Source organism: Paraburkholderia sp. PAMB 6770 (assembly GCF_057748135.1).
In genome coordinates, this window is the sequence record NZ_CM173238.1 from 61,012 (window position 1) to 83,543 (window position 22,532).

At 67.2% G+C, this 22,532-nt stretch carries 19 protein-coding genes; 11 read left to right on the top strand and 8 right to left on the bottom strand.

The window, feature by feature from the left end; translation table 11 throughout:
• The first annotated feature begins 32 nt into the window (after positions 1–32).
• Genes AC3AP7_RS00350 through AC3AP7_RS00360 form a run of 3 tightly spaced genes read left to right on the top strand, consistent with a single transcriptional unit; the run spans position 33 to position 2,949 of the window.
• Entirely contained in the window at positions 33–596 is a 564-nt protein-coding gene (locus AC3AP7_RS00350) for a shikimate kinase (protein ID WP_475767866.1), read from the top strand.
• Positions 593–1,669: a 3-dehydroquinate synthase gene (gene aroB / locus AC3AP7_RS00355; protein ID WP_475766734.1), complete on the top strand. Its 1,077-nt coding sequence runs from the start codon at positions 593–595 to the stop codon at positions 1,667–1,669. Before AC3AP7_RS00350 ends, aroB begins: the two co-directional genes overlap by 4 nt.
• Positions 1,670–1,722: 53 nt before the next feature.
• Positions 1,723–2,949, top strand: a complete 1,227-nt coding sequence (locus AC3AP7_RS00360) for a deoxyguanosinetriphosphate triphosphohydrolase (protein WP_475766732.1) — start codon at positions 1,723–1,725, stop codon at positions 2,947–2,949.
• Positions 2,950–3,005: 56 nt separating this feature from the next.
• Here AC3AP7_RS00360 and AC3AP7_RS00365 read toward each other — a convergent pair whose 3' ends face one another.
• Positions 3,006–3,383 carry an ElaB/YgaM/YqjD family protein gene (locus AC3AP7_RS00365; protein ID WP_475766730.1) on the bottom strand — a complete coding sequence of 126 codons (378 nt, stop codon included), beginning with the start codon at positions 3,381–3,383 and terminating at the stop codon, positions 3,006–3,008.
• A 333-nt stretch (positions 3,384–3,716) separates the two neighbouring features.
• Entirely contained in the window at positions 3,717–4,439 is a 723-nt protein-coding gene (locus AC3AP7_RS00370) for an OmpW/AlkL family protein (RefSeq protein ID WP_475766728.1), read from the bottom strand.
• A gap of 189 nt (positions 4,440–4,628) precedes the next feature.
• Between AC3AP7_RS00370 and AC3AP7_RS00375 the strand changes: the two genes are divergently transcribed.
• From AC3AP7_RS00375 to thpR, 4 genes are all read left to right on the top strand, one after another.
• A complete protein-coding gene (locus AC3AP7_RS00375) occupies positions 4,629–5,336 on the top strand; it encodes a transposase (protein ID WP_475766726.1) in 708 nt (235 codons plus the stop codon).
• A gap of 286 nt (positions 5,337–5,622) precedes the next feature.
• The gene (locus AC3AP7_RS00380) at positions 5,623–10,326 is read left to right on the top strand and encodes a glutamate synthase-related protein (protein ID WP_475766724.1); all 4,704 of its coding nucleotides are present in this window, start codon (positions 5,623–5,625) and stop codon (positions 10,324–10,326) included.
• A gap of 96 nt (positions 10,327–10,422) precedes the next feature.
• Complete coding sequence (locus AC3AP7_RS00385; RefSeq protein WP_475766722.1) at positions 10,423–11,889, top strand: glutamate synthase subunit beta; 1,467 nt, start codon at positions 10,423–10,425, stop codon at positions 11,887–11,889.
• 239 nt (positions 11,890–12,128) lie between these two features.
• Positions 12,129–12,683: an RNA 2',3'-cyclic phosphodiesterase gene (gene thpR, locus AC3AP7_RS00390; RefSeq protein ID WP_475766720.1), complete on the top strand. Its 555-nt coding sequence runs from the start codon at positions 12,129–12,131 to the stop codon at positions 12,681–12,683.
• 37 nt (positions 12,684–12,720) lie between these two features.
• On the opposite strand, the gene AC3AP7_RS00395 is transcribed toward thpR, so the two are convergent.
• Together AC3AP7_RS00395 and AC3AP7_RS00400 are read right to left on the bottom strand one after the other, a co-directional pair.
• Positions 12,721–13,998 (bottom strand): D-amino acid dehydrogenase, encoded by a 1,278-nt coding sequence (locus AC3AP7_RS00395; RefSeq protein ID WP_475766718.1) that lies wholly within the window; start codon positions 13,996–13,998, stop codon positions 12,721–12,723.
• Positions 13,999–14,015: 17 nt separating this feature from the next.
• Complete coding sequence (locus AC3AP7_RS00400; protein ID WP_475766716.1) at positions 14,016–15,275, bottom strand: MFS transporter; 1,260 nt, start codon at positions 15,273–15,275, stop codon at positions 14,016–14,018.
• 395 nt (positions 15,276–15,670) lie between these two features.
• On the opposite strand from AC3AP7_RS00400, the gene AC3AP7_RS00405 reads away from it, so the two are divergent.
• Entirely contained in the window at positions 15,671–16,489 is an 819-nt protein-coding gene (locus AC3AP7_RS00405) for a tyrosine-protein phosphatase (RefSeq protein WP_475766714.1), read from the top strand.
• Positions 16,490–16,694: 205 nt separating this feature from the next.
• Here the strand turns inward: AC3AP7_RS00405 and AC3AP7_RS00410 are convergent, their stop codons facing one another.
• Entirely contained in the window at positions 16,695–18,011 is a 1,317-nt protein-coding gene (locus tag AC3AP7_RS00410) for an ATP-binding protein (RefSeq protein WP_475766712.1), read from the bottom strand.
• Positions 18,008–18,748, bottom strand: a complete 741-nt coding sequence (locus AC3AP7_RS00415; protein ID WP_475766710.1) for a response regulator — start codon at positions 18,746–18,748, stop codon at positions 18,008–18,010. The genes AC3AP7_RS00410 and AC3AP7_RS00415 overlap by 4 nt, the downstream gene beginning before the upstream one ends.
• Positions 18,749–19,396: 648 nt before the next feature.
• Between AC3AP7_RS00415 and AC3AP7_RS00420 the strand changes: the two genes are divergently transcribed.
• Genes AC3AP7_RS00420 through AC3AP7_RS00430 form a run of 3 tightly spaced genes read left to right on the top strand, consistent with a single transcriptional unit; the run spans position 19,397 to position 21,079 of the window.
• Positions 19,397–19,594: a DUF6726 family protein gene (locus AC3AP7_RS00420; RefSeq protein ID WP_475766708.1), complete on the top strand. Its 198-nt coding sequence runs from the start codon at positions 19,397–19,399 to the stop codon at positions 19,592–19,594.
• Between the two features lie 60 nt (positions 19,595–19,654).
• Complete coding sequence (locus AC3AP7_RS00425) at positions 19,655–20,353, top strand: hypothetical protein (RefSeq protein ID WP_475767864.1); 699 nt, start codon at positions 19,655–19,657, stop codon at positions 20,351–20,353.
• A 57-nt stretch (positions 20,354–20,410) separates the two neighbouring features.
• Positions 20,411–21,079, top strand: coding sequence for a flagellar basal body L-ring protein FlgH (locus AC3AP7_RS00430; RefSeq protein WP_475766706.1), 669 nt, complete (start codon positions 20,411–20,413; stop codon positions 21,077–21,079).
• A 37-nt stretch (positions 21,080–21,116) separates the two neighbouring features.
• On the opposite strand, the gene AC3AP7_RS00435 is transcribed toward AC3AP7_RS00430, so the two are convergent.
• Both AC3AP7_RS00435 and AC3AP7_RS00440 read right to left on the bottom strand, forming a co-directional pair.
• A complete protein-coding gene (locus tag AC3AP7_RS00435) occupies positions 21,117–21,863 on the bottom strand; it encodes a response regulator (RefSeq protein ID WP_475766704.1) in 747 nt (248 codons plus the stop codon).
• A 98-nt stretch (positions 21,864–21,961) separates the two neighbouring features.
• Positions 21,962–22,489, bottom strand: coding sequence for a hypothetical protein (locus AC3AP7_RS00440; protein WP_475767862.1), 528 nt, complete (start codon positions 22,487–22,489; stop codon positions 21,962–21,964).
• Positions 22,490–22,532 lie beyond the last annotated feature (43 nt).

A 22,532-nucleotide genomic window follows, 5' to 3' on the forward strand; every position in this document is an offset into this window, starting at 1 on the left:
ACGAACCACACCGGATTAGCCAGAGGAAACCGTTGCAAGCGCGGGACGCACACGCCAATGTATTTTTTGTGGGGCTCATGGGGGCAGGCAAGACCACCGTGGGCCGGGCGGTGGCGCGCCGGCTGGATCGTCCGTTCTTCGATTCGGATCACGAAATCGAGGCGCGTACCGGCGCGCGCATCCCGGTGATCTTCGAACTGGAGGGCGAAGCCGGTTTTCGCGAACGCGAAGCGCAGGTCATCGCCGAACTGACCGGCCGGCAGAAGATCGTGCTGGCTACCGGCGGCGGTGCGGTGCTGCGCCCGGAGAATCGCGAAGCGCTGCAAAAGCATGGGCTCGTCGTCTATCTGCGCGCCAATCCTCATGATCTGTGGCTGCGCACGCGGCGCGACAAGAACCGGCCGCTGCTGCAGACAGAAGACCCGAAGGCGCGGCTCGAGCAGCTTTACGAAATTCGCGATCCGCTGTATCGCGAGTGTGCGCACTTTGTCATCGAAACCGGCCGGCCCTCGGTCAATGGCCTCGTCAACATGGTCCTGATGCAACTGGAAATGGCCGGGGTCGGCAAACCTCCGGCATCGAATGTACAAGCATGATTACCGTCAACGTCGAACTGGGCGATCGCGCCTACCCCATTCATATCGGCCGGGACCTGATTGGTCAGACGGCGCTGTTCGCGCCGCATATCGCCGGCTCGTCGGTGATGATCGTCACCAACACCACGGTCGATCCGCTCTACGGCGACGCGCTGCGCGGTGCGCTCGCGCCGCTCGGCAAGCATGTGTCGACCGTCGTGCTGCCGGACGGCGAGGCGCACAAGAACTGGGAGACGCTGAACCTGATCTTCGACGCGCTGCTTGGCGCGCGCGCGGATCGCAAGACCACGCTGATCGCGCTCGGCGGCGGCGTGGTCGGCGACATGACCGGCTTTGCCGCCGCTTGCTACATGCGCGGCGTGCCGTTCATCCAGGTGCCGACCACGCTGCTTTCGCAGGTCGATTCGTCGGTCGGCGGCAAGACGGGCATCAATCATCCGCTTGGCAAGAACATGATCGGCGCGTTCTACCAGCCCCAGGCGGTGATCGCCGATATCGGCGCGTTGCGCACGCTGCCGCAGCGCGAACTGGCGGCGGGCGTCGCCGAGATCATCAAGACGGGCGCAATTGCCGATGACGCGTTTTTCGCGTGGATCGAGGCGAACGTCGCCCCGCTGAACGGCTGCGAACCACAGGCGCTCGCGCAAGCCGTCAAGCGTTCGTGCGAGATCAAGGCTGCGGTGGTGGCCGCGGACGAGCGCGAGGGCGGGTTGCGCGCCATTCTCAATTTTGGCCATACGTTTGGCCATGCGATCGAGGCCGGACTCGGCTATGGCGAGTGGCTGCACGGCGAGGCGGTCGGCTGCGGGATGGCGATGGCGGCCGATCTGTCCGTGCGTCTCGGCCATCTCGACGAGGCGTCGCGACGGCGCCTCGTCGACGTGATCGTCGCCGCGCATCTGCCGGTTCGCGGGCCCGCACTAGGCGGCCCGCGCTATCTCGAACTGATGCGGGTCGACAAGAAGGCGGAGGCGGGAGAGATCAAGTTCATCCTGCTGAAGCGTTTCGGGGAGACGCTGATCGGACCCGCGCCCGACGCGGCGGTGCTCGCCACGCTCGACGCCACGGTCTGAGCGCGGGGGCCGCAAAGACGTGGCGACGGGCCGTTGATGACAGGGAGCGAACGTTGACCGATACCCGCAGCTCTGCCTCGAACGAGACTCTCGCCGGCAGCACGCCGCCCGCGAGCGCACCCGCCACCGCGCCCACTGCGCCCACTGTAGCCGCGCTCGAGGCGCACCTCGCGCCGTACGCCGCGCACTCGGCGCTCTCGCGCGGCCGGCGTCATGCCGAGCCTCCGCCGAGCGCCCGTACCGAGTTTCAGCGCGATCGCGACCGCATCGTTCATTCCACTGCATTCCGGCGCCTCGAATACAAGACCCAGGTCTTCGTGAACCACGAAGGCGACCTGTTTCGCACGCGTCTCACGCACAGCCTCGAAGTCGCGCAGATCGCGCGCTCGGTCGCGCGCAATCTGCGGGTCAACGAAGATCTGGTCGAAGCGATCTCACTCGCGCACGACCTGGGACACACGCCGTTCGGCCATGCCGGGCAGGACGCGCTCAACGAGTGCATGCGCGACTACGGCGGCTTCGAGCACAATCTGCAGAGCCTCGCCGTGGTCGACGAACTGGAGGAGCATTACGGCGCGTTCGATGGCCTGAATCTGTGTTTCGAGACGCGCGAGGGCATTCTGAAGCACTGTTCCCGCGAGAACGCACAGCGCCTGGGCGAACTGGGTGAGCGCTTTCTTGCCGGACGGCAGCCGTCGATCGAGGCGCAGATCGCCAACGTGGCGGACGAAATCGCGTACAACAACCACGACGTCGACGACGGGCTGCGCTCCGGACTTCTGACGACCGGACAGCTTGCCGAAGTCGAGCTGTGGCAGACCCATTACGAGACCGCGCGGGGCGACTTTCCCCAGATCGAAGGGCGTCGTCTGATCCACGAAACGGTGCGACGCATCATCAACACGCTGATCGTCGACCTGATCGAGACCACCTCGCGCAACCTGCGCACGCATGCGCCGGACTCGCTCGACGCAGTGCGCCGCGCGCCGGCCATTGTCGCGCATAGCCCGGCGATGGCCGCTCAGGCGGCGTCGCTCAAGCGCTTCCTGTTCAAGAACCTGTACCGGCACTATCGCGTGATGCGCATGGCGAACAAGGCACGGCGCGTCGTGGCGGGACTGTTCGACGCATTCACCGCCGACCCGCGGCTGCTGCCGCCGGCCTACCAGGCGTCCGACGCAGCCGCGCAGGCGCGGCTCGTCGCGCATTACATCGCCGGAATGACCGATCGCTACGCGCTGAAGGAATATCAGCGCCTCTTCGTGATCGACGACAACTGACGGCCACACCTGGGCTGCACGCCCGCACCGTGGCGGCGTGCGCCGGTTGCCGCGAATCAGCGGCTGCGCGCGAGCAGGGCGCCGGCGAGCAGCGCCACGCCGCCGGCGATCGCCACGGCGCGCCACGGGTTCGCGTGCACATAGTCGTCGGCGTCGGAGAAGGTCGACTCGGCGCGTTCGCGCACGGCATCGCGCGTCGCGTTCAGACGCTCGCGCGCGGTGTCGAGCCGCTGGCGCAACTGGGCGCGCAACGCTACCGCGTCGGCGTGCGTGCCGTCGGCGAGCGTGTCTTCGAGCTCCGCCATCAGCGAACGCAGCTCGCTCGCGATATCCTCGGCCGCGTGGCGGCCATGGCGCGCGATGCGGCGCGCGCGGCGGCTCGTGGTCGTCCAGGACTCGTCCAATGCGTCGCGCGTATTCGGCAGTGCAGTCATGATGGGTTTCCTCGTGGTCGGGTTCGCAAAACGCCTGCATCGGGCAGGCGGAGAATCTGCAGCGACGCAACTTCGGTGCCACACGGTGCGTCGCGCACCGCATCGGCCGGGCGCCGCAGGCCCGCACCCGGCTGCGGCGGCGCGGCAGGCCGCGCGTGTCTGCGCGGCCGCTGGCATATTTTGCAGTCAGGCCGCCGGTGGGCGGGTCAAAATTACAAAGATCAGATTGACCGCGGACACGGGCATTTTTGCGCCGCACTAATGAAAATGCCGTCACGATTGCATGACGGCATTGTTCAAGCCCCGAAAACTCGACTACCCTTAATCGTGGCGTCAGAAGCGATATCCGATGCTCACGTAGCTGACGATCGGATCGAGGCGGACGCGCGTTTGCGACTGGACGTTCAGGGTGCCGACCGGCGTCGAGGCGGCGCTGTTCAGCCTGGTCGTCGTGCTGAACGGCAGGTACGACAGCGACAGGCTCGCGAACCAGTGCTGGTTGATGTTGTAGTTGAAGCCGGCGTTGAACACGGGCGCCCACGAACTATCCGCGGAGACCGTGGTCGGACCGTGCAGGACCTCCTGCTCGAACACGCCGTTGGTGATGCTGGCATCCGTGAACCAGATGCGGCTCACGCCGATGCCAAGGAATGGGCGAAAAGTGGCTTGCGGTGCGTTGAAGTAGTACTTGAACAGGAGTGTCGGGCTCCATTGCCGCGCCTGGCCGAGCGTGCCGAACTGCGAAAGCGCGCCGGTGCCCTGAAGATCGAATTTCGGCGGAATGCCGATCACGAACTCGGTGGCGATATGGTCGGTAATGAAATAGCCGGCGGTGAAGCCGAGGGTGTCGGCGCTATCGAGCGAGGCGCCCGTGTTGGGAACGGTGATGTTGACCGGCGAGCCGCCGACATTCGTTTCCTTGAGTGGATCGCTACTGCTTTGAGGTGCGAGATGCAGCCAACCCGATGTCACGTAAAAACTGCCGGCCGATTGAGCGTGCGCTGCCGTCATGCAGGCGAGCGCCGCCATCCCCGTCATGGCCTGTTTTAGTCTCATATAAGTGCTCCTCCATAAAAGGCCCGCTCATTATGACCACAACGTCTGAAACTCACCATACACAGCGGTTAGAGCTTTCTCCCTAAGCCAGGCGGGTATTCTGGCCTGGCCGCGCCGCACCGAATAAAACGGGCGTGCGGCTTTTCGGACCTTCGGGTATATACCAACGCGACTATTGGATACTCCAGCATGGCACGGCTCGCACGTCTCTATGTTCCCGACCAGCCGCAACACGTCATCCTGCGTGGACTGGATCAGCAGCCCGCGTTTATCGACGACCAGGATTACGAACTCTTCATCGATTGTCTGAAGGCGGCCTCCCGCGACCACCACCTCGCGATACATGCCTACGTGCTGATGCCCGGCGCGGTGCAACTGCTCGTCACGCCCCGCGAGGAGTCGAGCTTGCCGAAGGCGATGCAGGCGGTTGGCCGGCGCTACGTGGCGCATTTCAACCGGCGCTATTCGCGCCGCGGCACGTTGTGGGAGGGGCGCTACCGCGCGACCGTGATCGAGGGCGAGCGCTATTTCCTGCTCGCGAGCCGCGTGGTCGAGCTCTATCCGGTCCGCCAGCAGCTGGTGAGCGCGGCGGAAGACTATCGCTGGTCCAGCTACCGGCATCACATCGGGCTCACGCTCGACAGCCTGATCACGGACCATCCGCTCTACTGGTCGCTCGGCAACACGCCGTTCGAGCGCCAGCGCGCCTACCGGGAACTGTGCGAGCAGCCGCTCGACGAGCGCGACGCGACCCAGTTGCAGCAGGCCACCCTGAAGGGCTGGGTGCTGGGTAGCGACAGCTACCGGGAGTGGGCGGCGCGTGCGGCAAATCGCCGCGTGTCGCCTTTGCCGCGCGGGCGTCCGCGCAAGGTCCGCGAAACCCCGCAGACGCAATAGGCACGGCGATTCAACGAGTTGTGCGAAAGCGGCATCCCTGCATGCCGCTTTCTTTTGCACCTTTTTGATATGTCACCAATAAATTGAGGCGAAAATGCACCAGCATAGTAATAGGTGTCAGATCAACACGTTTTATTTGCTATTCCATTGATTCGTCGCGTATATTCCGAATTCCGGCAGTTTCGGCGCATCCTGGGCCTGATCCGGCTTCGCGGTCGCAGTGCGAATCGCGGGCAACAAGAAATGGTTTAACGGCCGCCTTTGGCCCCTCACAGACGGTGTCCCCATGAACGACCACCAGCACCCGACCTCCCCGGTTCCCGCCGCGCAAGGTCTATACGACCCGCAAAACGAGCACGATGCCTGCGGCGTCGGCTTTGTGGCCCACATCAAGGGCAAGAAAAGTCACGAAATCATTCAGCAAGGCCTGAAGATCCTCGAGAATCTCGACCACCGGGGCGCCGTCGGCGCGGATCCGCTGATGGGCGACGGCGCCGGCATCCTGATCCAGATTCCGGACGGCTTCTATCGCGAGGAGATGGCGAAGCAGGGTGTCACGCTGCCGCCGTTCGGCGAATACGGCGTCGGCATGATCTTCCTGCCGAAGGAGCACGCGTCGCGGCTCGCCTGCGAGCAGGAGCTCGAGCGCACCGTGAAGGCCGAAGGCCAGGTCGTGCTCGGCTGGCGCGACGTACCGGTTGACCACACGATGCCGATTTCGCCCGCTGTCAAGGCGAGCGAGCCGCTGATCCGCCAGATCTTCATCGGCCGCGGCAAGGACATCATGGTGACGGACGCGCTCGAACGGAAGCTGTACGTGATCCGCAAGACCGCGAGCCACCGCATCCAGGCGCTCAAGCTCAAGCACGGCAAGGAATATTTCGTGCCGTCGATGTCGGCGCGCACGGTCGTCTACAAAGGGCTGCTGCTCGCCGGCCAGGTCGGCGTGTACTACCGCGACCTGCAGGACGAGCGCGTGGTCTCGGCGCTCGCGCTGGTGCACCAGCGCTTCTCGACCAACACGTTCCCGGCGTGGGAGCTCGCCCACCCGTACCGGATGATCGCGCACAACGGCGAAATCAACACGGTGAAGGGCAACGTCAACTGGCTGAACGCGCGTACCGGCGCGATCGCCTCGCACGTGCTCGGCGACGACCTGCCGAAGCTGTGGCCGCTGATCTATCCGGGCCAGTCGGATACCGCGTCGTTCGACAACTGCCTCGAACTGCTCGTGATGGCCGGCTACCCGCTCGTCCACGCGATGATGATGATGATTCCGGAAGCGTGGGAGCAGCACACGTTGATGGACGACAACCGCCGCGCGTTCTACGAATACCACGCCGCGATGATGGAGCCGTGGGACGGTCCCGCCGCGATCGCGTTCACCGACGGCCGCCAGATCGGCGCGACGCTCGACCGCAACGGCCTGCGCCCCGCGCGCTACCTGATCACCGACGACGAACTCGTGATCATGGCCTCGGAAGCGGGCGTGCTGCAGATCCCCGAGTCGAAGATCGTCAAGAAGTGGCGCCTGCAGCCGGGCAAGATGTTCCTGATCGACATGGAGCACGGCCGCATCATCGACGACAAGGAACTGAAGGACAACCTCGCGAACGCGAAGCCGTACAAGAGCTGGATCGACGCGGTGCGCATCAAGCTCGACGAGATCGAGGCGAAGGCCGAGGACGTCGTCACGGAACGCCGCGAAGCGGCTGCGCTGCTCGATCGCCAGCAGGCGTTCGGCTACACGCAGGAAGACCTCAAGTTCCTGATGGCGCCGATGGCGCGCGCCGGCGAGGAAGCGGTCGGCTCGATGGGCAACGACTCGCCGCTCGCGGTCATCTCGAACAAGAACAAGACGCTCTACCACTATTTCAAGCAGCTGTTCGCGCAGGTCACGAACCCGCCGATCGATCCGATCCGCGAGAACATGGTGATGTCGCTCGTGTCGTTCCTCGGCCCGAAGCCGAACCTGCTCGACACGAACAACATCAACCCGCCGATGCGGCTCGAAGTGTCGCAGCCGGTGCTCGACTTCAAGGACATCGCGAAGATCCGCGCGATCGACCAGTACACCGGCGGCAAGTTCAGCTCGTATGAGCTGAACATCTGCTATCCGGTCGCCTGGGGCAAGGAGGGCATCGAAGCCCGCCTCGCGTCGCTGTGCGCGGAAGCCGTCGATGCGGTGAAGTCCGGCTACAACATGCTGATCGTGTCGGACCGCAAGGCCGATCGCGACAACGTCGCGATCCCCGCGCTGCTCGCGACCGCTGCGATTCATACGCACCTCGTCGAGCAGGGGCTGCGCACCAGCACGGGCCTCGTCGTCGAAACCGGCTCGGCGCGCGAAACGCACCACTTCGCGCTGCTCGCGGGCTACGGCGCGGAAGCCGTGCACCCGTACCTCGCAATGGAAACGCTCGCGCAGATGGCGCAGGGGCTGTCGGGCGACCTGTCGGCCGAGAAGGCGATCTACAACTTCACGAAGGCGATCGGCAAGGGCCTGCAGAAGGTCATGTCGAAGATGGGCATTTCGACGTACATGTCGTACACCGGCGCGCAGATCTTCGAAGCGGTCGGTCTTGCCGAGGAGCTCGTGCAGAAGTACTTCAAGGGTACGTCGTCGAAGGTGAGCGGCATCGGCCTGTTCGAGGTGGCCGAAGAAGCGATCCGCCTGCATCGGGAAGCGTATGGCGACAACCCGGTGCTCGCGTCGATGCTCGACGCCGGAGGCGAGTACGCGTACCGCGTGCGCGGCGAAGACCACATGTGGACGCCCGATGCGATCGCGAAGCTGCAGCACTCCGCGCGCAGCAACTCGTACCAGACGTACAAGGAATACGCGCACCTGATCAACGACCAGACGAAGCGTCACATGACGTTCCGCGGCCTGTTCGAATTCAGGGTCGACCCCGCGCGCGCGATCGCGCTCGACGAAGTCGAACCGGCCAAGGATATCGTCAAGCGCTTTGCGACTGGCGCGATGTCGCTCGGCTCGATCTCGACCGAGGCGCACGCGACGCTCGCCGTAGCAATGAACCGCATCGGCGGCAAGTCGAACACCGGCGAGGGCGGCGAGGACGAGAAGCGCTATCGCAACGAACTGCGCGGCATCCCGATCAAGAACGGCGACACGATGAAGGCAATCCTCGGCGACGAGGTCGTGACCGACATCGCGCTGAAGGCGGGCGACTCGCTGCGCTCGAAGATCAAGCAGGTCGCGTCGGGCCGCTTCGGCGTGACCGCGGAGTATCTCGCGTCGGCCGACCAGATCCAGATCAAGATGGCGCAGGGCGCGAAGCCGGGCGAAGGCGGCCAGCTGCCCGGCCACAAGGTATCCGAGTACATCGGCAAGCTGCGCTACTCGGTGCCGGGCGTGGGCCTCATTTCGCCGCCGCCGCACCACGACATCTACTCGATCGAGGACCTGGCGCAACTGATCCACGACCTGAAGAACGCCAACCCGGTCGCGAGCATCTCGGTGAAGCTCGTGTCGGAATCGGGCGTCGGCACGGTCGCGGCGGGTGTCGCGAAGGCGAAGGCCGATCACGTCGTGATCGCCGGCCATGACGGCGGCACCGGCGCGTCGCCGCTGTCGTCGGTCAAGCATGCGGGCACGCCGTGGGAACTCGGCCTTGCCGAAACGCAGCAGACGCTCGTGCTCAACCGCCTGCGCGGCCGCATCCGCGTGCAGGCCGACGGTCAGATGAAGACCGGCCGCGACGTCGTCATCGGCGCGCTGCTCGGCGCGGACGAATTCGGCTTCGCCACCGCGCCGCTCGTCGTCGAGGGCTGCATCATGATGCGCAAGTGCCATCTGAACACCTGCCCGGTCGGCGTGGCCACGCAGGATCCGGTGCTGCGCGCGAAGTTCAAGGGCCAGCCGGAACACGTGGTGAACTTCTTCTTCTTCATCGCGGAAGAAGTGCGCGAAATCATGGCGCAGCTCGGCGTGCGCAAGTTCGACGACCTGATCGGCCATAGCGAGCTGCTCGACATGAAGAAGGGCGTCGAGCACTGGAAGGCGAGGGGCCTCGACTTCGCGAAGGTGTTCTACCAGCCGGCAGTGCCGGCCGACGTGGCGCGCCGTCACGTCGACGCGCAGGACCACGGCCTCGACCGCGCGCTCGATCACACGCTGATCGAGAAGGCGAAAGCAGCGATCGAAAAGGGCGAGCACGTGTCGTTCATCCAGCCGGTGCGCAACGTGAACCGGACGGTCGGCGCGATGCTCTCGGGCGTGATCGCGAAGAAGTACGGGCACGACGGCCTCGCCGACGACGCGGTGCACATCCAGCTGAAGGGCACCGCGGGCCAGAGCTTCGGCGCGTTCCTCGCGAAGGGCGTCACGCTGGATCTGGTCGGCGACGGCAACGACTATGTCGGCAAGGGCCTGTCGGGCGGGCGCATCATCATTCGCCCGACCAACGACTTCCGCGGCAAGTCCGAGGAAAACATCATCTGCGGCAACACGGTGATGTATGGCGCGATCGAGGGTGAAGCATTCTTCCGCGGCGTCGCGGGCGAGCGCTTCTGCGTGCGTAATTCGGGCGCGACCGCGGTGGTCGAAGGCACCGGCGATCACGGCTGCGAGTACATGACGGGCGGCACCGTCGTCGTGCTGGGCGAGACCGGCCGGAACTTCGCGGCCGGCATGTCGGGCGGCATTGCGTATGTCTACGATCCGGACGGCGGGTTCGCCGGCAAGTGCAACAAGTCGATGGTGACGCTCGATCCGGTGCTGCAGCAGGCCGAACAGGAGCGCACGGTCGACCGTGGCCTGTGGCATGCGAACGAAACCGACGAGGCGCTGCTGAAGGGGCTGATCGAACGTCACTTCCAGTTCACGGGCTCGCCGCGCGCGAAGTCGCTGCTGGAGAACTGGGATGCGTCGCGCCGCCAGTTCGTGAAGGTATTCCCGACCGAATACAAGCGCGCACTCGGCGAGATGGCTGCGAAGAAGGCGAAGAAGGAAGTGCTCGCCGCGTAATCCCGGGCTGCGACTGACCCCGATGAGGCGTACCGGCTGTCCGTGCGGACAGCCGGTACCGATCCCCCACCTGTACCAGATAGATTAGAGAACCCCATGGGCAAGGCAACCGGTTTTCTCGAGTATGAGCGCCGCCACGAGGCGTACGAAGCACCGCTGCAGCGTGTGAAGCATTACAAGGAATTCGTGTCGGCCCTCGCCGACGACGAGGCGAAGATCCAGGGCGCGCGCTGCATGGATTGCGGCATTCCGTTCTGCAACAACGGCTGCCCGGTGAACAACATCATTCCGGACTTCAACGATCTCGTGTTCCATCAGGACTGGAAGCATGCGATCGAAGTCCTGCATTCGACCAACAACTTCCCCGAGTTCACCGGCCGCATCTGCCCGGCGCCGTGCGAAGCGGCATGCACGCTCGGCATCAACGACGACCCGGTCGGCATCAAGTCGATCGAGCATGCGATCATCGACAAGGCGTGGGCCGAAGGCTGGGTTGCGCCGCAGCCGCCGACGCACAAGACCGGCAAGAAGGTGGCGGTGATCGGTTCGGGTCCGGCGGGTCTGGCGGTCGCGCAGCAACTGGCGCGCGCGGGCCACGACGTGACGGTGTTCGAGAAGAACGACCGCATCGGCGGCCTGCTGCGCTACGGCATCCCCGACTTCAAGCTCGAAAAGTGGCTGATCGACCGCCGCATGCGTCAGATGGAAGCCGAAGGCGTGACCTTCCGCGCGAACGTGTTCGTCGGCAAGGAACCGCTGCCCGCGTTCATCGGCAATACCGCGAAGGAAACCATCACGCCGGACGAGCTGAAGGATCAGTTCGACGCCGTCGTGCTGACGGGCGGTTCCGAGACGCCGCGCGACCTGCCGGTGCCGGGGCGCGAGCTGGAGGGCATCCACTACGCGATGGAATTCCTGCCGCAGCAGAACAAGGTCAACGCCGGCGACAAGGTGCCGGACCAGCTGCTCGCAAAGGGCAAGCACGTCGTCGTGATCGGCGGCGGCGATACCGGCTCGGACTGCGTCGGCACGTCGAACCGTCACGGTGCGAAGGGCATCACGCAGTTCGAACTGCTGCCGCAGCCGCCGGTCGAGGAAAACAAGCCGCTCGTCTGGCCGTACTGGCCGGTCAAGCTGCGCACGTCGTCCTCGCATGACGAAGGCTGCGACCGCGACTGGTCCGTGGCGACCAAGCGCTTCGAAGGCAAGAACGGCAAGGTTGAAAAGCTGATCGCGGTGCGCGTCGAATGGAAGGACGGCAAGATGCAGGAAGTGCCGGGTTCCGAGTTCGAGATCAAGGCCGATCTCGTGCTGCTCGCGATGGGCTTCACGCAACCCGTCTCGCCGGTGCTCGAAGCGTTCGGCGTCGACAAGGATGCGCGCGGCAACGTGCGCGCCTCGACCGAGGGTGAGCGCGCGTACTACACGTCCGTCGACAAGGTATTCACGGCCGGCGATATGCGCCGCGGCCAGTCGCTCGTCGTGTGGGCGATCCGCGAAGGGCGCCAGTGCGCCCGTTCGGTCGACGCCTACCTGATGGGTCACTCCGATCTGCCGCGCTGAGGCTGCGGGCGACGTCCCGCCGCTGCGGCGGGGCGTACCGGTTTTCGCAGGAGCAGGTGGAGACGACAGAAGCAAGTAAAAGAAGGGTGGTCGAGCCGGGCGTCCGCAAGGACGACCCGGCTTTTTCATGCGTGCATGTTTGCGTTGCGGAGCCGGCGTTAAGATGATGAATCGGCCCGCAGACCTGCGCGGCTCGCGCCGCCGCAAGCGGGCTGCTTCGTTCGCCACGGTGATTCACGATGCAGGCAACCGACCCGCTCGCCCGCGACGGCTGGCAGCGCTGTTTTATCGCGCTCGCGCCGGCTGCGGCGACCCGCGCCGCGCTCGCGGCAATACCGGTGCCGGCGCATGCGCGTCCGGTGCCCGGCGAGCAGTTGCATCTGACGGTGGCGTTCATCGGCGCGCTTGGCTATGAACCCGGACGTGCGCTCGCCCAGGCGCTGGCCGCGCAAGCAGGGCCGGTGGCGGACGCGCCGGTTGCGCGCGTCGCATACTGGCCGGGTGCCGCGCGTCCGCGTCTGATGGTCGCGACGTTTGCGATGACCGACGCGTTCGTCGAACTGGACTGGCGGGTCCGTTCGCTGATGATCGGGCTGGGCCTGTCCGTGGATGCCCGCGCGTTCCGGCCGCACATCACGCTTGCGCGTTTCGGTCGCCTCGCGCACGACGTCGCACGCGAGACACCGGCATTCACGCCCTTTGTCGCGCATTTCGACGCACTGATGCTCTATTCGAGCACGCTCGCCGCGCGTGGTGCGCAGTACCGCGCGCTCGCCCACGTGCCGCTTCGATGAGGCCGGGTGCGCGCGCCGCCGCGGCGCGCGCCGTGCTTCAGCGCCGGCGGAAAGCGTCGTAACGGGCGAGCGTCAGCCCGTCGAGATCGATGTCCGGCGTGTGCCGTGTCACGAGATCGGCGACCACGCGTCCGGAGCCCATCGACATCGCCCAGCCGGTCGAGCCGTGTCCGACGTTCAGCCACAGCCGGTCGATGCCGGATGCGCCCAGCAGCGGCGCGCCATCCGGCGTCATCGGCCGGCGCCCGACCCAGAAGTGCGCGGAGGTCGGCTGCGCCGCATGCGGAAACCAGTCGGCGAGCACCTTCAGCAGCGTGTGCAGCGCCTGCTCGCGCAGCGTTGCGCGGCGGTCGCCGAGTTCGGCCGTACCGGCAACGCGCAGGTTCGGGCCGAAGCGCGTGATCGCCGTCTTGAGCGACTCGTCCATCAGTGCCGCGCGCGGCGCTTTTTCGTCGTCGACCACCGGCAGCGTCGCCGAGTAGCCTTTCACCGGATACAGCGGTACCTTCACGCGAAGCGGTGCGAGCAGGCCGGCGCTGTCGACGCCGAGCGCGACCACCACGGCATCCGCGCGCAGCGTGTGCGCGCCGCGTTCGCCGTCGACGTGCACGCCGCGCACCGCGCCGCCCTGCACGTCGAGCGCCGTGACGCGCGTATCGAAGCGGAACTGCACGCCGTCGGCCTCGCAGATCGCACGCAGCTCGCGCGTGAAGCGTGCGCAGTCGCCTGCTTCGTCGTCCGGCAGATAGACGCCCGCGAACGGCGTCTCGCGGGCCCAGCGCAGGCCGGGCTCGATCTGTACGCACTGCTGGGCATTCACTTCGCGGTGGACGATGCCCGCATCGCGCAGCACCGCGAGCGCCGGTTGCGCGAGCGCGAGATCGTACTCGCTGCGAAACAGCTGCAGATAGCCGTTGCTGCGCCCATAGTCGAACGGGTGGCGGCTACGGAATTCGTGCAGGCACGTGCGGCTGTAATACGCGATGCGCTGCATGCGCTGCTTGTTCACGCGAAAGCGTTCGAGGTCGCATTCGTGCAGCCAGCGCGCAATCCAGCGCCATTGCGCGGGGTCGAGCGTGGGCCGGAAGATGAGCGGCGAGTTCGGCCTGAACAGGTATTTGACGATTTTCGCCGGCATCCCGGGCGCGGCCCACGGCGTGACGTAGCCCGGCGCGATGACGCCGGCGTTGCCGAAACTGGTGGCGAGCGCGACGTCCGGTTCGCGCTCGATCACGGTGACTTCGCAGCCGCGCGCGCGCAGATAGAACGCGGTCGCGACGCCGATCACGCCGCCGCCCAGTACGATCGTATTCATGCGCGCATCCGGCCGGGTCAGGAGGCCGGGCCGGACGCCGCGAGGACCTTGCCGCGCGTCTCGGGCAGGCAGAGCGCGGCCGCGACCACGAGCAGGTAGCCTGCGCCGGCGACGAGCCCCATCGCGTAGACGAGCGAGAGCGACGGGGCGAGCGCGCCGACGAGGATCGGGAAGAACGAGCCCACGCCGCGCCCCAGGTTGTAGCAGAAGCCCTGGCCCGAGCCGCGGATCGCATTCGGATACAGCTCCGACAGATACGCGCCGACCCCCGCGAAAATGCCCTGCACGACGATGCCGAGCGGGAAGCCGAGCATGAGCATCGTGGTGTCGGTGACGGGCAGCATCGTATAGATCATCCCGAGGACGAACGAGCCGAGCGCGAACACGATGAACGATGCCCGCCGGCCGATCCGGTCCGACAGGATCGCACCGACGATATAACCGGTGAACGAGCCGACGATCAGCACGATCAGATAGCCGCTGGTGTTGAACACCGACAGATGCCGCACCGTCTTCAGATAGGTCGGCAGCCACGTGGTGATCGCGTAGTAGCCGCCGAGCATGCCGCTGCACAGCGCACTGCCGAGCAGTGTGGTCTTCAGGTGAGCCGGCGCAAAAATTTCGAGGAAGTGCGCGTTGTCGATGCCGCGTGCCCGCGCCTCGCGGGTCGCAATGAAAATGTCCGGGTCGCGGACGTTGCGCCGCACGTAGAGGATCCACAGCGCCGGCGCAAGCCCGGCCCAGAAGCACGCGCGCCATGCGATCTGCTCCGGCAGCAGCGCGAATGCCGCCCAGTAGACGATCGCGGCCGCCGCCCAGCCGAACGACCAGCTGCTTTGCACGGTGCCGACCGCTTTCGCGCGATGCTGCGGCGAGCGGATCGTCTCGGCCATCATGATGGTGACCACCGACCATTCGCCGCCGAAGCCGAGGCCTTGCAGCGTGCGGGTGGTGAACAGCTGCCAGAAGGAGTCGGTGCAGCCTGACAGGCCGGTGAAGATCGCGAAGGTCGCGATGGTCCACTGCAGCACGCGCACCCGGCCGTAACGGTCGGCGAGGATGCCGGCGAGCCAGCCGCCGAGCGCCGACGAGATCAGCGAGCCGGTGGCGATCAGCCCGGCTTCGCTCTTGGTCATGCCCCACGCGGTGATGAGCGACGGGATCAGGAACGAGTAGATCATGAAGTCGAACGCGTCGACCGCATAGCCGCCGAAGCCCGCGTAGAGCGTGCGGCGCTCGCGCGTGGTCAACTCCGTGAACCACTGAAATGACGCCATCCGCTCTCCTGATTCCCCGTGAGTGCCGGCGCCGCGAGGCGCCTTGGCGTAGTGCGCCCGTATTTTACGGCGCGATCGTGCGCGCGAGCCAGCCCGGATAAAAATCATCCCGTCCGATGCCGGATGGGCGTTTCGTATTCTTACAGACTCCTACGTCGTAACCAAAGCGGGATTTTTGACGAGTACACTCCGGGCCGGCGCCATGGATGATCGGCGCACTCTGCGTGCACCGGCCCCGCGTCCCTTACCCGCGCTCCTTACCGATAGATTCGATGGATTTCACTGCGAAAGTTCGCTCGCCAGCACGCCGCGCCGGCGCGCCGTCACGACAGCCCCCCGGCATCGACGCCGGGTCCGGGTCGCGCCGCGCGTTCCTCAGGAGTAGCGCCGGCGTGATGCTGATGGCCGGTCTGGGCGGCGCGTGGCTGGCGGGGTGCGGCGGCGGCGTGTCCCCCGGGCAGCCCGATACGCCGCGGCTCGCGTCGGTCGACAACTTTCGCGATATCGGCGGCGCAGGGGGCGGCTATCCGACCGTCGATGGCCGTCAGGTGCGGCGCGGCATGTTTTACCGCGCGAACGTGCTGGCGCCGGGGCCGGCCGATCTCGCGGTGCTCGACACGCTGGATATCGCCACCGTCTACGACCTGCGCACGCCGGGAGAAATCGCGCGGACGGCGGACGTGATGCCGGCCGGGGCCGCCTATACGAACATCAACGTGCTCGCGCTGCCCGACGAGGTGGTGCCGCCGCCGGCGATGCCGGGCGGCGCGGTTGCGTGGATGGAGAATGCCGAGCGCGCATACGTGACCGATCCGGCACAGCGCGCCGGCTATGGCGCGCTGCTGGCGCAGCTCGCCGAGGCGCCGGGCGTGCAGCTGATTCACTCGACGGCAGGCAAGGACCGCACCGGCTGGGTGGCGGCGTTGCTGCTGAGCATCGCGAACGTGCCGCTCGACGTGATCCTGCAGGACTACCTGCTGACCAACACCTACTCCGCGGCGTCGATCCAGACCCGGATCGCGTCGATCCAGGCCGATCAGGGCGCGCTCGACGCCACGCTCGATGCGCCGCTGTTCGGCGTGCAGGACAGTTTCCTGCAGGCCGGCTTCGACCAGGTGCAGGCGAGCTACGGCACGATGATGCGCTATCTGACCGAGGGGCTCGGCCTGTCGCAGTCGAGCGTCGACGCGTTGCACGACCGTCTGGTGATCTAGCGGCGCCGCGCCGGCGGGCCCGGGCTGTCGCCGCGCGCGTCCGTGATGCAGCAAAAAAGCAGGCAAAAAAACGGCCCACGCACGTGGGGGCGTGCATGGACCGAACAGGGGGCCATCGAGGAAGCCCGAGCGGCACTATACGGTCGCGATGCGCGCGCCGGCGCGCCCGGTAAGCACGCGTAAGCGTGCGCGCCGCGCCGGCGGATCAGCCGCGGGGCGCGTCCGCCGGCAGCAGGATGCGCACGCGCAGGCCGCCCTCGGGATGATTGTCGACGTGACAGTGTCCGCCGCGCCCATGCGCGAGACGCGCGACGATCGCAAGGCCCAGGCCGCAATGACCTTCGCCGCCGCGCGCCGCGTCGAGCCGCACGAACGGCTTCATCGCGGCGGCGATGCGCTCCTCCGGAATGCCGGGGCCGTGATCGCGCACGGTGATGAGCCAGTCGCCGCGGGCCCGCGCGGTTGCGATCTCCACCGGCGGCAGGCCGTGTTCCAGCGCGTTGTCGACGAGATTCGTGACGAGCCGGTCGAGCAGCGTGCGCGGCAGCGTGAAATGCGGGCCGGCGCGCAGATCGAGGCTAAAGAGCGGCGGCTCGTCGCCGCCGGCCGGGTCCGGCGGCGCTTTCGGGGCGGCTGCCGCGCCGCTGTCGGCGGCGGAAAACTGCTCGCGCAAGAACGCGTCGACGCCGGCGGGCGGTCCCGCGTCCGCCGACTGGCCGGCGAATTCGAGGAACTGCTGGACGATGTTGGTCAGCGAATCGACGTCGCGGATCAGGCCGGCGCGCTCGCTTTCGGCTACCAGCACGCTTGCGCGCAGCTTCAGCCGCGTCAGCGGCGCCTTCAGGTCGTGCGCCACCCCGGCGAGCATCACGGCCTGATCGTCGCCGGCTTCGTTCAGCCGCCGCATCATGCCGTTGAACGAGCCGATCAGTTCGCGCAGCTCGCGCGGCCCCTGCTCGGTGACCGGCGCGGGCCGGTCGCCCGCGCCGAACGCGCGGGCCGCGTCGGCGACGCGCGACAGCGGCCGCTGCATCTGCCAGACCGCGAGCAGCGACAGGATCACCGCGGCCACCAGCATCGACACGGTCTCGACGACGAAGCGCGGCCGCGGCGGGATATCGACCGGCACCACGATCCACATCGATTTTCCCGGGTAGCGGATCCACAGGCGTTGCGGCCGGAAGTCGTCCACCTGGATCTCGGTGCCCGCCGGCAGACGCGCGCCCAGGCGCTGCGCGAGTTCGACGAACTGGCGTCGGCTCGGCGCGGACAGGTGGATCGTGGACGGCATGTTCCAGGTGGGCACGAGGTGCACGCTCATCGCCGGCGCGAGGTCCGCGCCGCGCACCGGCTCGCCGTTGGCCGCCTGCAGCATCAGCAGGATGCCGCGCGCAAAGCCGTCCACCTCGTGGTGCGGCGGCTGCACCACGACCAGCACGAACCAGCTGGCCTGGATCGCCAGCAACACCGCTGTCGACAGCAACGCCATTCTGCCGAACAGGGTGTTCAACGGGTTCTTCATTGCGCGGGCAGGCTCCCGGTCTGCGGCGGCAGCGTGTCGGCGTCCGGCACGAATACGTAACCCTTGCCGCGCACGGTCTGCACGTAGCAGGGATTGGACGGATCGTCCTCGATCACGCGGCGCAGGCGCCAGATCGGCACGTCGAGGCTGCGGTCGCGGAACGCCAGGTTGTCGCGGTGGATCAGGTCGTGGATCAGCACGCGCGAGAGCACCCTGTACGGATGCTTGACGAAGATCTTCAGCAGCGCGAACTCGCTGTCGCGCAGCGGCAACCGCTGCTGGTCGCGCGAGAGCGTGCGGGTCGCGAAATCGAGTTCGAACGGGCCGAAGCGGTAAGGCTTGCGCGACTCGGGCGCGCTCGTCGTCGACGGGCCGCGCCGGCGCAGCACGGTCTGGATCCGCGCGAGCAGCTCGCGCGGATCGAAGGGTTTGGTCAGGTAATCGTCGGCGCCGAGCGACAGGCCGACGATGCGGTCGGCCACGCTGCCGCGCGCCGTCACGAAGATGACCGGAATGTCGTCGCCCGCCGCGCGCAGCGCGGTGAGCGCGCGCAGCCCGTCGGTGTCGGGCATCATGATGTCGAGCACCACCACCGAGGGCCGCTCGCGTTCGAGGCGGCGCTGCAGATGCGTGCCGTCGTGCAGCACGGAGGCGTCGAACCCGTTCGACTGCAGGAAGCGACAAAGCAGATCGCGCACGACCGGGTCGTCGTCGACGATAAGGACCTGTGGATTCATTGCAGAATTTTAGACCGCCGTCCGTGGCGCGCGCCTGCTCCTTTTCTTACCAACACTTACGCGTTCATGCACGCGCTCGCGCGCGGCGAACACCGGGGCCGTCCGCGTGCGCGCCCCCGGCGCGCCGCCACGCCGCCCGCGCGGTGCGGCGTGGCGTGACATGCGGGCACGCGCGCGGCTTGCGCGCCCCAGACCGGTGCGCGGCATCCCGTCCCGCCAGTGCGTCGCTTACCGGAATTGCTGCGCCGAAAGAATTGGCGTCGCCTCGAAACTGCTCGTAAGCATTCCTGAAAACCATTCGTTCCTTCGGCCATCGTGACGATGCGCGGCGCGTGATGATGCATCCCGTAGTCCATCGCCGTCGCGGCCCGCCGGCCTGCATGCGGACGCCGCAGCCGGCGCCCGTGCGCAGCGGCGGCGCAATCGCGGCATCCGTTTTCTGCCTGTTACCTTCCTGCGAGGTCCACGATGACTGTGACGAATAATCTTCGCCCCACCACTTTTCCGCCCGTGCAGCGCGAGCGCCCGTCCGGCACTTCGGAGCTGCCGGCACGCCCCGAACTGCCGGCCGAACCGGCAATGCCGGCGCAACCGGGCCCGCTCGTCGGCAACCATGTCAACACGACTGCCTGACGCAGCGAGGTGCCCGTGCCGAACCTGTCGCTTCTGAAGCGCGTTGTACGCGTCGTGTGCGGGCTCGCCCTCGGCGCGACGCTGCTGTCGCTGTCCGGCTGCGGTCTCGCCGCGCTGCCTTGCCGGCTGACGGCAGCGACGCTCGATATCGTGCCGGCCGTCGGACACGCGGCTGCCGCGCCGTTCGATGCGTGTGCCACTGCGATCGACTAAGCCATGAATGTCCCGCTGTTCGCCCATCTGCCGTTGCGCGGGGCGGCGGCCCGGCCGGCCTTGCGCGCGGCGCGGCTGCTCGCTGCGGCGCTGCTCGCCGGCACCGCGCTTGCCGCCCGCGCCGATCCGCTCGCGCGGCCCGGCGCACGGCCTGCGCTGGCCGCCGCCGCGCGGCATCGGTCCGAGACCGATGTGCCGTACGCGTTTCGCGGCATTCCGCTCGGCATCACGCTCGACGAGTTTCGCGCGGGCTCGACGGTGCGCGCAACGCCGCTCGGCAGCGTGCCGGTCTGCGAGACCGATGTGCTGGCCGGTGCGCTCGGCATGCCGCTGAAGAACGACGAGAGCCTGACCGTGGCGTGCCGCTGGGCGTATCGCGGCGCCGACGGCTGGAAGGTGGCGCGCGCGGTGGTCGACGGGGTGCCGGCGCTCGATCATGTGCTGCGCTTTGCGCGCGTGAAGGGGCAGGGCGGGTTGCGGCTCTACGAGATGTCGTTCGTCGTGGACGCGGCCACCGCCGACGATCTGCGCAACGCGCTCGCAAGCCGCTACGGTCCGCCGCATCTCGGCGTGCAGACGGCGTCGTCGTCGGGCGCGGCGATGCCGACCTACGTCTGGGAGAACCGCGTGAGCTCGATCACGCTGTGCTTTCTGCCGGATGCGCACGAGGGCACGCTCACCTATCTGCTGAAAGACCCGGCCGCCTGGGTGAAATCGCTGGTGCGGCAATGGCAGGCGAGCAGCGTCGACGCGAGCTGACGCCACCCGCGCGCCCCTACCGATTCGTCGCGGCGCGAGCCGGGCGGAGGACATCTGATGAACACGTTACGCCTTACCGCAACCATCGGGGCAGCGCTCGCGCTGACCGCCTGTGCGAGCCCGCCGCAATCGATCGTGCAGACGCCGATGGAGCCCCCTCTCGCCGTCGCCGCGCTGAACGTCAACTCGCAGGGGGCGATCTATCAGGCGGGCAGTGCGCTGTCGCTGTACGAAACGCCGCGCGCGCAGCACATCGGCGACGTGCTGACGATCGTGCTGTCCGAGTCGTACAGCGGCAACAGCAGCGCCAACACGACCGCGAGCCGCAACAGCGACATCACGGCCACCGCGGCGGACCAGTCGACCGGTACGGCGGCACGGCTGGCGCGGCTGTTCAACATCGGCTCGGCGAGCACGTCGTTCGAAGGCAAGGGCGCGATGACCGACACCAACGGGATGACCGGCACGCTCGCGGTGACCGTGATCGGCACGACGCCGACCGGCAACCTGGTCGTGTCCGGCGAGAAGCTGATCGCGATGAACGGCAACCAGGACCGGCTGCGCTTCTCCGGCATCGTCAATCCGAAGGACATCGGCGAGAGCAACTATGTGTCGTCGAGCAAGGTGGCGAATGCCCGCATCGAGCAGGTCGGCAAGGGCATCGTCAGCGATGCGACGACGGTCGGCTGGCTGCAGCGCCTGTTCCTGAGCGTGCTGACGTTCTGATGCGCCGACGCCTCGATGCGCTGCTGCCCGTGCCGCGTCAGGCGTCTGGCGGCGGCGCGGTGCAGCGCTCGGCGGCGCCGATTTCGCCGTCCGGCACGAACACATAGCCGCGTCCCCAGACGGTCTGCACGTAGCGCGGCTCGGACGGGTCGACTTCGATCAGCCGCCGCAGCCGCCAGATCGATACGTCGAGACTGCGGTTGCGGTGGGCTTCGCTGTTGCCGTGCAGTTTTTCGAGCAGTTGCGCGCGGGTCAGCACGGTCATCGCGTGCGTGACGAAAACCTTCAGGATCGCGAATTCGCTGGAGCGCAGCGGGATGCGCTCGGTGTCGCGGCGCAGTTCGCGCGCGGGAAAGTTCACCTCGAAGCGGCCGAAGCGATAAGGCGCGCGATGCTCCGGCGCGCCCGGCGCGCTCGCGCCGCGCCGGCGCAGCACGGTGCGGATGCGCGCGACGAGTTCGCTCGGCTCGAACGGCTTGCCCAGGTAGTCGTCCGCGCCGAGTTCGAGGCCGATCACGCGATCGATCACGTCGGCGCGCGCGGTCAGCAGGATCACCGGAATGTCGTCGCCGGCGAGGCGCAGCGTGCGCAGTGCGCTGATGCCGTCGAGCTCCGGCATCATGATGTCGAGCACGACGAGCGCCGGACGCTCGTTCTGCAGCGCGCGCTGCAGCGCCATTCCGTGTTCGAGCGTGGTGACGGCGTAGCCGCGTCCCTGCAGATACTCGCGCACGAGATTGCGCACGACAGGGTCGTCGTCGACGACCAGAATCGATTGGTTCATGTGCCGATCTTAAGAGATCCCTTCACGGGCCGATAGCCGGCAATGCTTTCGAAACCTTTCCGGGGTAAGCCGCGGCAAGCGGCGTGCGCGTCGCGCCGTCAGTCGATCTGCGAGGTCTCGAAAGCGGGCGGGCGCAGCGTCGTGCGGTCCACCACCATCCTCGCGATCATCCGTTCGAGCTTGACGGACGCGTTGGTGAAGCGGTCAATGCCGAGCGCGCCGGTCTGATAGCGCGCGCTGACGACAATGTGGTCCTGCTCGATCAGCGTCAGGTCGATGACCGACAGATACTGCTGCGGGGTCGTGCTGAATTCGCGCTGGCCATAGTCGACCGACGCGTTGTAGACGAGCGTCGCCTCGCAACTCGCCGGCGCGGTGCCGGGATTGTAGACGTCGGAGTTCACGCCGCGCCGATGCAGGGCGAACTGCAGCGCCGGCACGAAATCGCCGACCGACACCGTCGGGTTCAGCTCGATGCAGACCGAGCGGACGATCGCCGGCTGCCCGTTGACGAAGGTCGGCGACGGGTAGTTCGATGCGATCGCATAGCCGGCCTGGATCACCGAGCCGGTCGCGTCCGCCGCGGTGATCAGCGTCCACGCGCAGCCGCTCAGGCTGCCGCCCAGCGTGGCCGCGACGGCGAGCGTGCGCGCGAGCGCACGCGCGCGG

Excerpts from the sequence above, each read along its gene's own strand:
- aroB (WP_475766734.1), top strand. The coding sequence starts at position 593 with ATGATTACCGTCAACGTCGAACTGGGCGATCGCGCCTACCCCATTCAT.
- AC3AP7_RS00365 (WP_475766730.1), bottom strand. The coding sequence starts at position 3,383 with ATGACTGCACTGCCGAATACGCGCGACGCATTGGACGAGTCCTGGACG.
- AC3AP7_RS00370 (WP_475766728.1), bottom strand. The coding sequence starts at position 4,439 with ATGAGACTAAAACAGGCCATGACGGGGATGGCGGCGCTCGCCTGCATG.
- AC3AP7_RS00375 (WP_475766726.1), top strand. The coding sequence starts at position 4,629 with ATGGCACGGCTCGCACGTCTCTATGTTCCCGACCAGCCGCAACACGTC.
- AC3AP7_RS00380 (WP_475766724.1), top strand. The coding sequence starts at position 5,623 with ATGAACGACCACCAGCACCCGACCTCCCCGGTTCCCGCCGCGCAAGGT.
- AC3AP7_RS00385 (WP_475766722.1), top strand. The coding sequence starts at position 10,423 with ATGGGCAAGGCAACCGGTTTTCTCGAGTATGAGCGCCGCCACGAGGCG.
- thpR (WP_475766720.1), top strand. The coding sequence starts at position 12,129 with ATGCAGGCAACCGACCCGCTCGCCCGCGACGGCTGGCAGCGCTGTTTT.
- AC3AP7_RS00395 (WP_475766718.1), bottom strand. The coding sequence starts at position 13,998 with ATGAATACGATCGTACTGGGCGGCGGCGTGATCGGCGTCGCGACCGCG.
- AC3AP7_RS00400 (WP_475766716.1), bottom strand. The coding sequence starts at position 15,275 with ATGGCGTCATTTCAGTGGTTCACGGAGTTGACCACGCGCGAGCGCCGC.
- AC3AP7_RS00405 (WP_475766714.1), top strand. The coding sequence starts at position 15,671 with ATGCTGATGGCCGGTCTGGGCGGCGCGTGGCTGGCGGGGTGCGGCGGC.
- AC3AP7_RS00410 (WP_475766712.1), bottom strand. The coding sequence starts at position 18,011 with ATGAAGAACCCGTTGAACACCCTGTTCGGCAGAATGGCGTTGCTGTCG.
- AC3AP7_RS00415 (WP_475766710.1), bottom strand. The coding sequence starts at position 18,748 with ATGAATCCACAGGTCCTTATCGTCGACGACGACCCGGTCGTGCGCGAT.
- AC3AP7_RS00430 (WP_475766706.1), top strand. The coding sequence starts at position 20,411 with ATGAACACGTTACGCCTTACCGCAACCATCGGGGCAGCGCTCGCGCTG.
- AC3AP7_RS00435 (WP_475766704.1), bottom strand. The coding sequence starts at position 21,863 with ATGAACCAATCGATTCTGGTCGTCGACGACGACCCTGTCGTGCGCAAT.